The sequence below is a fragment of the Desulfobaculum senezii genome, assembly GCF_054657395.1.
In genome coordinates, this window is the sequence record NZ_BAAHYU010000005.1 from 1 (window position 1) to 15,507 (window position 15,507).

Genomic DNA, 15,507 nt, shown 5'->3' on the forward strand with positions numbered 1-15,507 from the left:
CGTCACCCCTGTGTGGCTCGCGTCCGTGTGGATGGAAGAGGTTTTTTTGGGGGGCTTTGGTGCCCCGGATGGGCGGTGAGGATCCCTGTTTGAGTGAAGAGGGGAGAGTGAAGAGTGTGTGGCCCATTATATAGTATATGGGCGGGAGGGGATGCTGTGACGCGTTGGTTGTTGGAGATGGTTGCGCTAGAGCGCGCCCTTTAATTCGTCCCAACCCCTTTTTCGGGCCAGCTTCTGGCCCGAAAACCTGGGGATTGTTAAGGGAATCATTCCCTTAACCCGCCGGAGGCATCTTTCCCCTCTTCCTGCGCGAAAGCGCAAACCGAGCATTCATGCGGGTTCCCGGGATATGAGGCGGAGAATGTTTGAGAAAACTTCAAAAAGGTGTTGACGGGGTGGGGTGATTTTCATAGAAACGCCCTCCGCCGCGACGAAAGGTTTGAAACCGCCGTCGGTGGCAATTTGAAAAAAGCGAACAAAACGGGTTGACGGGCTGGTCCAACGGGGCTAGACAGTGCGACCCGCCGAGAGAAGCGAGAGCTTCTGGAGGCGCTTGAAAAAAAGCTTCATGAGGGGGTTGACGCAGGCTGGGAAGTCTGATTATTTAGCTCACCTCGTTGCGGCCAAAAGGTTCGCAAGGGGCTTTGAAAAAAGTTGAAAAAAGGTGTTGACGGGGCCTTGCTGCTCCGATAGAAACGCCACTCGCAACGACGCACCGCGTCGAAAGGGTTTGGTCTTTGACAATTAAATAGCGAATCGAGACGATTTCGAGAAATGTCCTTAAAAGTCAGTTTTGCGATTCATTAAATTGGATCGTAACATAATATCTCCAACTGGAGAGTTTGATCCTGGCTCAGATTGAACGCTGGTGGCGTGCTTAACACATGCAAGTCGAGCGAGAAAGCTCCTTCGGGAGTGAGTAGAGCGGCGCACGGGTGAGTAACGCGTGGATGATCTACCCAGATGATCGGGATAACAGTTGGAAACGACTGCTAATACCGGATACGCTCCCATTTCGAACTGGGGGGAAAGGTGGCCTCTTCATGAAAGCTACTGCATCTGGATGAGTCCGCGTCCCATTAGCTTGTTGGTGGGGTAAAGGCCTACCAAGGCAACGATGGGTAGCTGGTCTGAGAGGATGATCAGCCACACTGGGACTGGAACACGGCCCAGACTCCTACGGGAGGCAGCAGTGGGGAATATTGCGCAATGGGGGAAACCCTGACGCAGCGACGCCACGTGGGGGATGAAGGCCTTCGGGTCGTAAACCTCTGTCAGAAGGGAAGAAACGCGCCATTTCAAATAGGCTTGGCGTTTGACGGTACCTTCAGAGGAAGCACCGGCTAACTCCGTGCCAGCAGCCGCGGTAATACGGAGGGTGCGAGCGTTAATCGGAATCACTGGGCGTAAAGCGTACGTAGGCGGCGTGTCAAGTCAGGTGTGAAAGCCCTCGGCTCAACCGGGGAATTGCACTTGAAACTGATATGCTAGAGTTCTGGAGGGGGTAGCGGAATTCCCGGTGTAGGAGTGAAATCCGTAGATATCGGGAGGAACACCAGTGGCGAAGGCGGCTACCTGGACAGTAACTGACGCTGAGGTACGAAAGTGTGGGGAGCAAACAGGATTAGATACCCTGGTAGTCCACACCGTAAACGATGGATGCTAGGTGTCGGGTGGCAACATTCGGTGCCGAAGTCAACGCATTAAGCATCCCGCCTGGGGAGTACGGTCGCAAGGCTGAAACTCAAAGGAATTGACGGGGGCCCGCACAAGCGGTGGAGTATGTGGTTTAATTCGATGCAACGCGAAGAACCTTACCTGGGTTTGACATCCCGCGAATCCTCTAGAGATAGAGGAGTGCCCTTCGGGGAATGCGGTGACAGGTGCTGCATGGCTGTCGTCAGCTCGTGCCGTGAGGTGTTGGGTTAAGTCCCGCAACGAGCGCAACCCCTATTGTCAGTTGCCAGCAAGTAATGTTGGGCACTCTGGCGAGACTGCCCGGGTTAACCGGGAGGAAGGTGGGGACGACGTCAAGTCATCATGGCCCTTACGCCCAGGGCTACACACGTACTACAATGGCGCAGACAATGGGCAGCTAAACCGCGAGGTCACGCGAATCCCAAAAACTGCGTCCCAGTCCGGATTGGAGTCTGCAACTCGACTCCATGAAGTTGGAATCGCTAGTAATCCCGGGTCAGCATACCGGGGTGAATACGTTCCCGGGCCTTGTACACACCGCCCGTCACACCACGAAAGTTGGTTCTACCCGAAGTCGTCGAGCTAACCCTCGGGAGGCAGGCGCCGACGGTAGGGCTGATAATTGGGGTGAAGTCGTAACAAGGTAGCCGTAGGGGAACCTGCGGCTGGATCACCTCCTTTTAAGGAAAGACTCTCGATTCGCTATTTAATTGCAAGGAACAAACGCCTTGCAACTACGTGGGACCAGGATGGGCCTATAGCTCAGCTCCGGTTAGAGCGCACGCCTGATAAGCGTGAGGTCGATGGTTCAAGTCCATCTAGGCCCACCATCCACTCGTTAAGAGTGGGGGTGTAGCTCAGCTGGGAGAGCACCTGCCTTGCAAGCAGGGGGTCATCGGTTCAAATCCGTTCACCTCCACCATACGAGGGGAACGGTGATACCATCCATAAGCGTCCGCGTAATGATCTTTGACAGTTGAATAGGGAATGAGATTTGTGATCTTAAAGTTAAGATAGTAAGGGCAGACGGTGGATGCCTTGGCGCTAAGAAGCGATGAAAGACGTGGTAGGCTGCGATATGCAACGGTGAGTCGCCAAACAGACTTTGACCCGTTGATCTCTGAATGGGGAAACCCAGCGGGAGTCATGTCCCGTTACCGCTTGGCTGAATTCATAGGCCTTGCGGAGCGAACCCGGTGAAGTGAAACATCTCAGTAACCGGAGGAAAGGAAATCAAACGAGATTCCCAAAGTAGCGGCGAGCGAAATGGGAACAGCCCAAACCGTATGGTTTCGACCATGCGGGGTTGTAGGGCCGTCATCAGACGATCTGCGAGTAGACAGGGGAACAAGCTGGGAAGCTTGGCCATAGAGAGTGAAAGCCTCGTACCTGAAATCGAATAGCAGCGTCGGCGGTTCCTGAGTACCGCGGAACACGTGAAACTCCGTGGGAACCTGGGAGGACCATCTTCCAAGGCTAAATATTCCTTAGCGACCGATAGCGCACTAGTACCGTGAGGGAAAGGTGAAAAGTACCCCTGTGAGGGGAGTGAAATAGTACCTGAAACCGTCTGCCTACAAGCAGTGGGAGCGGATTGAGTCCGTGACCGCGTGCCTTTTGCATAATGGGCCAGCGAGTTAATCTGCTGTGCAAGGTTAAGCCGTAAGGTGGAGCCGAAGCGAAAGCGAGTCTGAATAGGGCGACAGTACATCGGATTAGACCCGAAGCCGGGTGATCTATCCATGGGCAGGCTGAAGCTCAGGTAAAACTGAGTGGAGGGCCGAACCGTTGCAAGTTGAAAATTGCTCGGATGACCTGTGGATAGGGGTGAAAGGCCAATCAAACCCGGTGATAGCTGGTTCTCCCCGAAATATATTGAGGTATAGCCTCAGGTTAGACTGACGGAGGTAGAGCACTGACAAGGCTAGGGGGCTTACCCGCTTACCAACCCTTATCAAACTCCGAATGCCGTTAGTTGTTGCCTGGGAGTCAGACTATGGGTGCGAAGGTCCATGGTCGAAAGGGAAACAGCCCAGATCGTCAGCTAAGGTCTCTAAATGTATGCTCAGTGGGAAAGGTGGTAGAGTTGCTCAGACAGCCAGGAGGTTGGCTTAGAAGCAGCCATCCTTTAAAGAAAGCGTAATAGCTCACTGGTCTAGTGACTCCGCGCCGAAAATGTAACGGGGCTAAGCATACTACCGAAGCTACGGGCTCGTACTTTGTACGAGCGGTAGGGGAGCGTTCTCACAGCTGATGAAGGCGAAGCCGGAAGGCACGCTGGAGGAGTGAGAAGTGAACATGCTGGCATGAGTAACGATAAAAAGTGTGAGAAACACTTTCGCCGTAAACCCGAGGTTTCCTGGGTAAAGGTAATCTTCCCAGGGTGAGTCGGCCCCTAAGGCGAGGCGGAAACGCGTAGCTGATGGGAAACAGGTTAATATTCCTGTACCTCGTAGAGTGTGCGAAGGAGGGACGCAGAAGGGTAGCTGATCCGGGTGTTGGATATCCCGGTGCAAGCGAGTAGGCTTGAGTGGTAGGCAAATCCGCCGCTCTCTAAGGCCGAGACGTGATGCCGTGTCTTTACAGACTGAAGTCAGTAATCCCAGACTGCCAAGAAAAGCTTCTAAGTTTAGCTCTATGAGACCGTACCGCAAACCAACTCAGGTGGGTGGGGTGAGTAACCCAAGGCGCTTGAGAGAACTCTGGCTAAGGAACTCGGCAAAATGACCCCGTAAGTTCGCGAGAAGGGGTGCTCCGATCGGTGAAGTAACTTGCTTTCCGAGCTGATTGGAGCCGCAGAGAAATGAGGGGGGCGACTGTTTACTAAAAACATAGGGCTCTGCTAAGTCGCAAGACGATGTATAGGGCCTGACGCCTGCCCGGTGCCGGAAGGTTAAGGGGTGGTGTTAGTCTTCGGACGAAGCACTGAACCGAAGCCCCGGTAAACGGCGGCCGTAACTATAACGGTCCTAAGGTAGCGAAATTCCTTGTCGGGTAAGTTCCGACCTGCACGAATGGCGTAACGATCTCCCTACTGTCTCAGCCAGAGACTCAGTGAAATTGAATTGGCGGTGAAGATGCCGTCTACCCGCAGCAAGACGGAAAGACCCTGTGCACCTTTACTACAGCTTGACATTGGATTTTGGGCTAGCATGTGTAGGATAGGTGGGAGGCTTTGAAGCAGGCACGCCAGTGTTTGTGGAGCCACCCTTGAAATACCACCCTTGCTAGTTTAAGGTTCTAATCCGGCGCCGTAATCCGGCTCGGAGACAGTGTCTGGTGGGTAGTTTGACTGGGGCGGTCGCCTCCTAAAGAGTAACGGAGGCGCGCAAAGGTTCCCTCAGGCTGATTGGAAACCAGCCGACGAGTGCAAAGGCATAAGGGAGCTTGACTGTAAGAGAGACATCTCGAGCAGGAACGAAAGTTGGTCTTAGTGATCCGGTGGTTCCGAATGGAAGGGCCATCGCTCATCGGATAAAAGGTACGCCGGGGATAACAGGCTGATCGCGTCCAAGAGTTCACATCGACGACGCGGTTTGGCACCTCGATGTCGGCTCATCACATCCTGGGGCTGGAGCAGGTCCCAAGGGTTCGGCTGTTCGCCGATTAAAGTGGTACGCGAGCTGGGTTTAAAACGTCGTGAGACAGTTTGGTCCCTATCTGCTGTGGGCGTAGGAGACTTGAGGAGGGTTGCCCCTAGTACGAGAGGACCGGGGTGAACGAACCTCTGGTGTTTCAGTTGTCACGCCAGTGGCACTGCTGAGTAGCTATGTTCGGAAAGGATAACCGCTGAAGGCATCTAAGCGGGAAGCCTGCTTCAAGATTAGGTCTCCCTGGACTTTTTGTCCCTAAAGACCCCTCGAAGACTACGAGGTTGATAGGCTGGGTGTGTACGCACAGCAATGTGTTGAGCTAACCAGTACTAATCGGTCGTGCGTCTTAACTGATCACAAATCTCTCCCTATTTTACTAATATATTTACATATTTGTCCTGGCGACCAGAGAGAGGTGGCTACACCCGTTCCCATTCCGAACACGGAAGTTAAGCACCTCATCGGCGATGATACTGCAGAGGAGTCTGTGGGAAAGTAGCCCGTCGCCAGGACTTTTTTTTTGCACAAAAAGCGCCAACAGCACACCACGCCGTCGGCGCTTTTTTTGCGCCAAAAATCCACCACCCTCACCAACTCCCAACCTTCCCCCCAGCCCCAACCCCCAAGCGCTGCCCACACAACTCCATCGCACCCCATACCCCCACGTATCCCATGAGCTCCACCGTTTGCCTATGCCACACACTGCTGCCTCCGGCGGCTCAAGGACTCCGCCCTTGAGAATCCCGAGTGCGCACGTGCCGGGTGCGTGTGGAGAAAAAAGCCGGTACCCCTGTGAAGCTCTCGCCCAAGTAGGTGATGGGAATAGTATTTTTTGGGGGCCGTGGCGCTTTGGAAGAGCGGTGAGAATCCCTGACATGCGCCTCAATATCTTTCGAGATTGCCAGCCCGCCATCATCGATCCCCCTCGGGCCGCCCGCTCCGGACTCCACCATAAAATCTCTCCCAGCCTACATCTCCTGCCTCCAGCGGCTTCAGTTCTTCGTCCGTTGGGCTTCGAAAGGGCGAAGTGACTGAGAGATGAAGAGAGCAGAGCGGCTCAAGGACTCCGCCCTTGTATATTGACCCTCAAGCCAAAGGCGGAGAAAAAAGAAAGCCGCCTCCATGACTGGCATGAAGGCGGCTGTTGCGGCAGACCGTACGCCCTTGAGTTACGAGCTCGTTCTTAAGCTGGGTCGCCGCAATATGTAGTACAAACTCGAATGATTGTTAGAGCACAAAGCTCGAATTTGCAAGGAAGAGTGAACTACGATGAAACGCACCATGGGCATTGACGTATCGAAGGCCAAGCTTGATGTCGCCATTTCTGGTGACGACAGCACGTCCACTGTTGAAAATAACCCTTTGGGTTTTCAGCAAATCGTTGAGACGGCAGAAGCGCATAATGTTGAGCTCGTCATCGTGGAAGCGACAGGTGGATATGAGTCTGACGCCGCAGATTTTTTGATGGAGCAAGGCATTCCCGTCGCTGTTGTGAATCCTCGCCGTGTGCGTGACTTTGCCCGGAGCCTCGGAGTGTTGGCGAAGACGGATCGTATTGATGCTCTTGTTCTTGTTCAGTTTGGGGAAGTCGTCCCTGTCCGGGAAAATCAAAAAGTCCGGGCAACTCAGCGTAAGCTGGAAGCTCTTGTTAACCGTCGCCGGCAGGTCGTCGAAATCCTTTCCCGGGAGCGCGTTCGCTTGCAGCGAGCTTCGTCTGATGTGCGCCCTTACATTGAAGACGTTATTGCGACTCTGAGAACGCAAGAAAAGAGCTTGTCACTTGAAATCAAGAAACACATTCTCAGTGACAAAGATTTTTGTGACAAGGCAACTTTGCTTGAAACCATGAAAGGGATTTCGTCTGTAACCTCTGCGACTCTTCTTGCTTTCTTTCCTGAGTTGGGGACGTTAACGCCGAAGCAAGCAGCTTCTCTGGCAGGCCTGGCTCCATTCAACAGGGATAGCGGCAAGAAAACGGGGCAACGCTGCGTTTGGGGTGGGCGAATAAAAGTACGTAGCGCCCTTTACATGAGCGCAATCTCAGCGACTGTCTGGAACCCTGCAATTCGAGCCTTCTACCAGCGTCTTTGCGATGCGGGCAAACCTAAAAAGGTCGCCCTCACTGCCTGTGCAAGGAAGCTTCTCGTGATTTGTAATGCGATTTTACGGACGGGAAAACCTTGGGATCCTGCACTTAACGCTTGATTGCCAATACGATTGCTTAAGACATCTCAAGTGCGCACGTGCCGGAGGCGACTGGAGATAACAGCCGTCACCACTGATAGGTTCACGTCCGAGTGGTTAGGCAGGAAGGGAAGTGTATTTTTGTGGGGCCTTGGCTCTTTGGAAGAGCGGCGAGAATCCCTGATCTGCACCCCAACAGTATTTGAGTTGTCCAGCCCACGACAATCAATACAATCCCACCTCCCGAGCCAAGAACTCCCCAACCACCACACCCTCGCGCGAAGCACAGAAGCACCAAAGCCTTCGGACGCTTCTAAGCGTCCAGAGCGGCCAAGTCCGTTCCGTGCTCCGCCATTCACTTACCGCCAACACCTGCGCACAGCACCCGGTCAGCCTGCCACGATCAATAAAACCCAACCACCTCAGCCCAAACCTCCCCAACCTCCAAACTCACGCGCGAAGTACAGAAACACCAAAGCATTCGAACGCTTCTAAGCGTTCAGAGCGGCCCAGCCCGTGCCGCCCGCCACCATGCGCCAACCGCCAACTCCCGCGTACAGCACCCGGCCAGCCCGCCCTCCCAAGCCTAGAAACCATGCCCGAGACTGCTCCGCACCCACCACCTCCTCCCATCCGGCTCCGGCCGGAGGGGGACGGGTGTCCAGAGGGTGCGGGGGGAATGGTACAGTCCGGGTACATAGGTAACAGATTAGTCCGGGAACATGGGTAACACTTCAGGCATAGTCTGCCTGGAGGTAGCGTATGCCCTGGACAGAGGTAAGACCTATGGATGAACGGATTCGATTTGTTGTAGAGGCTGGGTCAGGAGCTGAGAACATGTCTTGGCTTTGTAGAAAATATGGCATTAGCCGAAAAACTGGCTATAAATGGCTCAATCGCGCACAAATGCATGGAATATTTGCTTTAAGCGAACACAGTCGAGCTCCGCGAAATTGTCCGCATCGCACGCCAATCGAGATGCGAGAGGCCCTCATTGCTTTGCGCAAAGCAAATCCAAGTTGGGGGCCAAAGAAAATAGCATCTGAAGTAAGCGATCGCTTTGGCCTAAGGCCTCCGGCGCCAAGTACGATTGCTTTGATTTTCCAAAAGGAAGGACTTAGCAAGCCCCGCAGACGCCGTAATGTTGTTATCCGCAACTGGCCCAACAAGCTCACTGAAGCAAGGCATCCTAATCATGTATGGACAATGGACTATAAAGGTTGGTTTGAGTTGCCCAATCGTAAGAAATGCTGGCCCTTCACTGTAATGGATCTGCACAGCCGTTACGTTTTGGCTTGTGATCCACTTGCCCAACCAGCCTTGGCCCCAACACAAGAAGCCTGTGACCGTGTTTTTTCCTACTTCGGCTTACCTCAAATTATCAGGGTGGATAATGGAATTCCCTTTGCGAGCTGTGCGGCCGGAGGAATATCGCGCCTTAGCGCCCAGTGGCTTCGCCTCGGAATAACCGTGGAATTCATTGAACCGGGAAAGCCTCAACAAAATGGTGCGCACGAACGAATGCACCGCTCTTTAAAGCGAGAACTTCGTAGAGCAGACACTCTTCGCCGCCAAAGACGCAGGTGTCAGACATGGCGGAGGATTTACAACCATAGCCGCGGTCATGAAGCTTTAGGCATGCGAACGCCTGCTGCTCTTTATGCGCCATCAAGCAGACGCCCACCAAGAATCCTTCCAGATTTCGTATACCCCCCTGAGTATATTCTGAGGCGAGTGAAGCGAAGCGGCTCCATACAATGGAGGGGACATCACAGATTTATCAGTCAAAGCCTGCACCGATGCACAGTGGGCCTTTTGCCAAACCAAAAGGGCGGTATGAATATCTATGCTGGATCAATCTTTTTAGGAGTACTGAATGATTCAGACACAAAAGGCTTAGTCAGGCCCTAGGGGCAACCTGTACCGCCAGAACCTGTTACCTATGTTCCCGGACAGAAGTGTTACCCATGTTCCGGGTTGTACAAATCCTGCAAGGTTCCCCCAACACCCTTTGGCCGTCGGAGACACGGCGACAACATACAGAAATCCCATCGAAAGCACCTCTCGGTCCCGCCATCATGGCGCATCGCCACAGCCGCAATGTCTTCCATACACACGCACGTCCAGGCACCGCCAACAGAAAGCACCATCTTCAAGCACAAGCCTACTTTTCGCACAACATCGAAAGCACCTCTCGGTCCCGCCATCATGGCGCATCGCCACAGCCGCAATGTCTTCCATACACACGCACGTCCAGGCACCGCCAACAGAAAGCACCATCTTCAAGCACAAGCCTACTTTTCGCACAACATCGAAAGCACCTCTCGGCCCCGCCACCATGGCGCATCACCACAGCCGCAATATCTTCCCTACACAAGCACTTCCCAACACCGCCAACGCAACGCACCACCACGCACCACCACGCACCGTTTCTTTTCCCTACACAAGCGCCTCTCGACCCCGCAAACACATCACACAACCACCAAGCCCTCCTCAACTCGATTTTTCCACGTACGTCCCTCCCTTTTCCTTGCCACTCCACACACATCTCGCCCCGCGAATGAACTGAATTCATTTGCCTCTCTTTTCCCCTCTGCACTCGTTCACTTCCCTTTCGTAGGGCGCGTCGTTACCCAGCTTCCAAACCCCAACGCCAAGCCTTTTTTCCCGTCCCTCGGCGCACCCTGAGGCCGTCCCCCATACACGAGGAGGCACTTTTCAGAGTGCGCCACAGGGGTGTGGCGATGACGATAAAGTGATTTGTTTGCGCCAGATGCTTTAAGGCGACTCTTCAGGGGTGGAGGGTGGCGAAGGGGCTGATGGCGGAGGGGGGGGGGGCGGAGAGGGTGAAAGGCGTTGACGATGTGCTTCGCCGTTGTTTGGGCGTCAATGGGGAGGAAAGCCGAGGAGCGAAAGGGTTAGTTGGGGAGGGGGCTTTGGATGGCGGTGCATACTTGCTCCATCAACCACTCTCTGAACGCTGTGACACGGGACGTGTCCTGTTGTTCTCGTGTGGAGACGATGAAGTAGCTCTGGCGGGAGGTGCAGGTGATGTCAAAGGGCGTGATGAGCTCGCCGGAATCTATGCGGCGTTGGACAAGCATCTTTCGGCCGATAGCTACACCGGTGCCGCCGATGGCGGCGTTCACAGCGAGGTCGGAACGGTCGAATGTGTAGCTGTTGTCGAAATTGAGTCCTGGTACTTCTGCATACTCAGCCCATTCCTCCCACTCGGAAAAGAACTGCGCTTTGGGCCACGCTGTGCCGTCGTGGAGCAGCAGGCAGGTGCGCAAGTTTTCCGGGGTGTCCCAGAGGTCGTGTGCATCCGCATAATCCTTGGTGCACACGGGAATGAGCTTTTCCTGCATGAGCGGCGTCACGGAAAGCCCAGGGTAGATGCCGTCGCCGTAGTAGATGGCGATGTCTATGGCTTCCGTTCGGAAGTCCACAAGATCAAGGCGCGTTTTGATGGTGATTTGTACCCCGGGGCGTTCCGCGCGGAAAAGCGGCAGGCGGGGGACGAGCCAGCAGCCCATAAATGAGGGCGGCGCGGTGATGTTGAGTGTGCCGTCCAGCTCTTTGCTGCGAATGTTGTTAATTTCGTTGTCGATGTCGACAAGTGCTGAGCGCAGCACGGAGAAAAGGTGTCTCCCTTCTTCCGTGAGTGTCAGACGCCTGGTCAGACGCTGGAAGAGCTTGAACCCCAGTTCTTCTTCAAGTTTGCGAATACGGTGGCTTACGGCGCTTTGGGAGATATGGAGTTCGTCGGCAGCCAGCGTGAAGCTGAGGTGCTTCGCCGCACTTGCAAAGCAGTACAGGCTGGAGAGCGACGGAAGGCTGGCGAGGGCCGAAAGGTCTTTCATGGATGAGATAAATTCATGCATCGGTAAACCTTTTATCGTTTGTCAGGTGCTGGTGGCGGCAATATGGTTCCTGAAACTTCAAGAGGATCAATAGTGAGGAGGAAAATTCATGTCAACACCAGTGCTCATCGGTTCCTTGGTCGCAAGCATAGGGACCCTCATTTACTTAACTGTTAAGAAAAAAATTCATCCGTTTTTTGCTCTTATTAGTGCGTCGTTGGTCTTTGGCTTGCTGTCCGGCATGGATAGCGAAATGGCCTTGGATGCCTTTAGCAAAGGTATGGGTGGGACCATCGCTGGCATCGGCCTTGTTATCGCCCTTGGTACGGTAACGGGTATTTTGCTTGAAAAGTGCAACGCTGCCGAATCAATGGCCAGAGCAATCCTGCGAATTACCGGAGAGAAACACGCCGCACTTGGCCTTGGCATTACGGGCTATTTTGTTTCCATTCCTGTTTTTTGCGACTCGGCTTTTGTTATTCTTGCTCCGCTTGCGAAGATGCTGTCCCGCGTCTCGCATACGAGCATGACCACGATGGCAGTGGCGCTTGCTATGGGCCTGCATACCACGCATATGCTTATTCCGCCGACGCCCGGCCCCCTTTCCGTTGCGGGTATTTTGGGTGCTGACCTTGGGATGGTTATTGTCATTGGTATGGTGGTTTCCGTGCCTGTTATGCTCGCAGGGCTGTGGGTTGGTAAGTTTTTCGGCAACAAGCCTGGCTTTGAATATTATATTGAGCCCGAAGAGGGCGAGACTGATAACGACGTCAATCGCCCCATTCCGACCACCTTTGAAGCCTTTGCGCCTATCCTTGTCCCTATTGTGTTGATGATGGTCAAAACGACGATAGCCTTCCTTGGCCTTGAGGACGGTGGCTTTGTTCATTTTGGGAACTTTATTGGGACGCCCGCGATTGCGCTGCTCTTCGGCATGCTGCTCGCGCTGCGGACGTATATGAAGCACTGCCCGGAAGATAAGGACGTGCTTGGCTTTGAAGGACTGTTTGGCGAAGCCTTGCGAGTGGCTGGACAGATTGTGCTGATCGTTGGTGCTGGCGGCGCATTTGGCAGTGTCTTGAAGGCTTCTCCCATTCAGGGAATTATGTCCGAAGCTTTTGTTGGCATGAGCCTTGGGCTCTTTGCACCTTTCCTGATTGGTGCCTTGTTCCGCACGGCTATTGGTTCCGGTACCGTCGCCATGATTACTGCCGCTACGATGCTTGCCCCGATGCTGGACGCCCTTGGCTTTGGCACTCCCATGGGGACGGTTATTGCGATGCTGGCTTGTGCATCTGGTGGCTTTATGGTCTTTCATGGGAATGATGACTTCTTTTGGGTTGCCACCTCTACTGCGCGGATGAAGTCGAATATCGCGTATAAGGTCTTCCCTATAGCATCTGTTGCACAGGCCTTTACCGCGCTGGCGTGTACCTACCTGTTGCAGCTGGTGCTCATTTAATACGAGAGAATATCATGAGGTTCCGAATGCGCGGGGCGCATGAGCAGGAACCGTTTTATGGAGATACAGTTATGAAAGAGACGATGTTTGGCGGAAAAACAACAGACCAGTGGTATGCCGAGTTCCCCCTCATCCGGGAGATGGTCGACCTTGCAGAAGTCAGCTGGTTCAACCCCGCGACGAAGCCCTTTGCCGAAGCGACGGAAAAGGTTGCTCTTGGCCGGGCAGATGTGGAAGACGCCGCGGCGCGGCTGGAGCGTTTTCGCCCGTATATTGCCAAGGTGTTTCCAGAAACCCGTGAGGTGCAGGGGCTGATTGAGTCGCCGTTGCAGTTTGTGCCGGAAATGCAGAAGGCCGTTGCTGAGTTCTGCGGCATAGACCTTCCCGGAACGCTTATGGCCAAGTGTGACAGCCACTTGCCGATTTCCGGATCCATCAAAGCTCGCGGCGGCATTTATGAGGTGCTGAAGCACGCGGAAGGATTGGCTTTGGAGGCTGGACTTCTTTCGCTGGACGACGATTATGCAAAACTGGATGAGCCGGAATGCCGCGAATTTTTTGGTACACATTCAATTGCGGTGGGGTCTACAGGCAACCTTGGCCTGTCCATCGGCATAATGAGCGCGCAGTTGGGCTTTAATGTGAGTGTGCATATGTCTGCCGATGCCCGCCAGTGGAAGAAAGATTTGCTGCGATCCAAGGGCGTTATTGTTGAAGAGTATGAGTCCGACTATAGTCTTGCTGTCGCGGAAGGCCGCAAGCAGACGGAAAGTGATCCCATGTGCTACTTTGTGGACGACGAGAACTCTGTGAATCTGTTTATGGGCTACGCCGTTGCGGCGGAGCGTTTGAAGAAGCAGTTTGACGAGCTTGGCGTCGTGGTGGACGAGGAGCATCCGCTGTTTGTGTACCTGCCGTGCGGGGTGGGCGGTGGTCCCGGCGGTGTTGCCTTTGGCCTCAAGCTTGCGTTTGAGGATAATGTGCATTGCATCTTTGCCGAACCGACGCATTCCCCGGCGATGCTCCTTGGGCTGTACACGGGGCTTCATGATGCAGTGTGCGTGCAGGATTTCGGCATCGATAACAAGACCGCGGCGGATGGCCTTGCGGTGGGGCGTCCTTCGGGATTTGTGGGTAAAACACTGCACGAGATGCTGGACGGCGTGTTTACCGTTGCGGACAAAAATCTCTACCGCTTGCTTGCCCTGATGACGGATACCGAAGGCCTGCGGCTTGAGCCGTCTGCTTTGGCTGGCGTGCCGGGAATGTGCCGCGTTTTGGCAGATCCGGTGTATCTTGAGCGTCATGGCTTGGCTGGAAAAATGGGCAATGCCACCCATTTGGCATGGTGCACCGGCGGCAACATGGTGCCCAAGGACGAAATGGACGCGTATTACCAGAAAGGCAAGGACCTTCTCGACAGCAAGTAGTCCCGCAAATATTTGCAGTCTTTACTGCACACACGACAGGACTGCATTCCCCCTCTTGCCGGCCATCTTTTGAGATGGCCGGTTTTTTGTGGCGGGCGTCCGACGGCATTATTGGCAATCAGGCTGGGGAGGGGCTGACAGCCGCTTTATATAGTCGCTGGGGAATGCCGGGAAGGGGGATGCGCAGTGCACAAAACGTCCTGAAAACACAGACAAATGTTGACGCCTTAAGTTGAAATTGAATATAGATTTCATTGTTCGACGGGTTGAACTCAGTCTGCTGGGAGTGGCGGTGCCTACATGAACATATGACCAACCGTGAGAGGGTATTATGGCGGATATGAATCGTCGGGAAATGATGAAGGGTGTGGCGGCGTTTGTGGCGGCTGCGTTGTTGCCGTCTGGCGTGTCTGCAGCGGTAGATATGGAGCAGAGGGGTAAGGGGCTGAGAGTTTTTGAGTCGTTTCAGGGGCGCGTGGATATTGAGGCGGCGGACAACAAAATCTATGCCTTTCTGGACGCAGCTGAAAGCGGGCTGGAGATGGCAGAATCCGTGGACATCATGCTGATTCTACAACGCGCGTCTGCCCCGACCCCGTGGCCGGAATTCACACTACGTGACGCGAAGCTTCATATGTCGGACCGGGGCGCGGTCCTGTATTCTGATGTGGACAAGGTTGTGGTGTGCCTGTTCCTTGACGAGGGGAGTGAGTTTCCGGACCTTGAGGTGTTTCAGGGGTACCGGAAGGTTGTGTACAAGGGGTTTGGCTTTACCCGAAGCGTGTTCCCTGCCGAAAACCCCAATCGCGTGCTGGCCGGAAAGGATGTGAAAACACAGTGCCCAGCCACCACCATTGCAGGTGGCCCCGGGGCCACGGCGTGCAGCTATTTTGCCTCTGACTACGGATGCCGCGTTTCGTGCACAAAGGGATACTTCCCTTGCGCTGGGCCGGAGGGATGCGGCTGCGTGAAAGGCCACGGCACCATTGTGAAAAAGTAACCGGCAGAAGGGCGTTCCCATGCTCTGTTTCGTTGTCCGCTCGGGTGAGGGGGCTCTATGCTAGGTACCATAGGGCCGCCCAGCCCGCGCCCACGTCGCGCCCGGGGGGAGTGGCGCGGGGCGGGGAGGCCCTTTTCGGTCAAGGCGGCCTCGGGCGAGGGCAAGGCTCATCCCCTTGGCTGACGGCGCTTCGCCTTGACCTGAACACCCCGCAACGCTCCGCCTGTACCTCGTTTTTCACACCTCCTGTGGATTTTTCTCATTCTCACGGTTCATG

At 54.5% G+C, this 15,507-nt stretch carries 6 protein-coding genes, 2 tRNA genes and 3 rRNA genes; 10 read left to right on the forward strand and 1 reads right to left on the reverse strand.

Annotated elements, in window-relative coordinates:
* Nucleotides 1-830 precede the first annotated feature (830 nt).
* The 7 genes from ACYQ2T_RS16595 to ACYQ2T_RS16625 all read left to right on the forward strand — a co-directional run bounded on the left by ACYQ2T_RS16595 (nucleotide 831) and on the right by ACYQ2T_RS16625 (nucleotide 9,386).
* Nucleotides 831-2,379 (forward strand): 16S ribosomal RNA (locus ACYQ2T_RS16595).
* A gap of 70 nt (nucleotides 2,380-2,449) precedes the next feature.
* Nucleotides 2,450-2,528 (forward strand) — tRNA-Ile (locus tag ACYQ2T_RS16600).
* Between the two features lie 16 nt (nucleotides 2,529-2,544).
* Nucleotides 2,545-2,620 (forward strand) — tRNA-Ala (locus tag ACYQ2T_RS16605).
* A gap of 84 nt (nucleotides 2,621-2,704) precedes the next feature.
* Nucleotides 2,705-5,645: ribosomal RNA gene (locus ACYQ2T_RS16610) — 23S ribosomal RNA — on the forward strand.
* 43 nt (nucleotides 5,646-5,688) lie between these two features.
* Nucleotides 5,689-5,803: ribosomal RNA gene (gene rrf / locus ACYQ2T_RS16615) — 5S ribosomal RNA — on the forward strand.
* Together the 16S, 23S and 5S rRNA genes with 2 tRNA genes alongside form the textbook arrangement of a ribosomal RNA operon.
* Nucleotides 5,804-6,572: 769 nt before the next feature.
* Nucleotides 6,573-7,496, forward strand: coding sequence for an IS110 family RNA-guided transposase (locus tag ACYQ2T_RS16620; RefSeq protein WP_459898067.1), 924 nt, complete (start codon nucleotides 6,573-6,575; stop codon nucleotides 7,494-7,496).
* Between the two features lie 765 nt (nucleotides 7,497-8,261).
* Entirely contained in the window at nucleotides 8,262-9,386 is a 1,125-nt protein-coding gene (locus ACYQ2T_RS16625; protein ID WP_459897495.1) for an integrase core domain-containing protein, read from the forward strand.
* 1,007 nt (nucleotides 9,387-10,393) lie between these two features.
* Here the strand turns inward: ACYQ2T_RS16625 and dsdC are convergent.
* Nucleotides 10,394-11,359 (reverse strand): DNA-binding transcriptional regulator DsdC, encoded by a 966-nt coding sequence (dsdC, locus tag ACYQ2T_RS16630; RefSeq protein WP_459901986.1) that lies wholly within the window; start codon nucleotides 11,357-11,359, stop codon nucleotides 10,394-10,396.
* An 88-nt stretch (nucleotides 11,360-11,447) separates the two neighbouring features.
* Between dsdC and ACYQ2T_RS16635 the strand changes: the two genes are divergently transcribed.
* The 3 genes from ACYQ2T_RS16635 to ACYQ2T_RS16645 all read left to right on the forward strand — a co-directional run bounded on the left by ACYQ2T_RS16635 (nucleotide 11,448) and on the right by ACYQ2T_RS16645 (nucleotide 15,230).
* Complete coding sequence (locus tag ACYQ2T_RS16635; protein ID WP_459901987.1) at nucleotides 11,448-12,800, forward strand: GntP family permease; 1,353 nt, start codon at nucleotides 11,448-11,450, stop codon at nucleotides 12,798-12,800.
* 71 nt (nucleotides 12,801-12,871) lie between these two features.
* Entirely contained in the window at nucleotides 12,872-14,230 is a 1,359-nt protein-coding gene (gene dsdA, locus ACYQ2T_RS16640; RefSeq protein ID WP_459901988.1) for a D-serine ammonia-lyase, read from the forward strand.
* A 331-nt stretch (nucleotides 14,231-14,561) separates the two neighbouring features.
* Nucleotides 14,562-15,230: a hypothetical protein gene (locus ACYQ2T_RS16645; RefSeq protein ID WP_459901989.1), complete on the forward strand. Its 669-nt coding sequence runs from the start codon at nucleotides 14,562-14,564 to the stop codon at nucleotides 15,228-15,230.
* Nucleotides 15,231-15,507 lie beyond the last annotated feature (277 nt).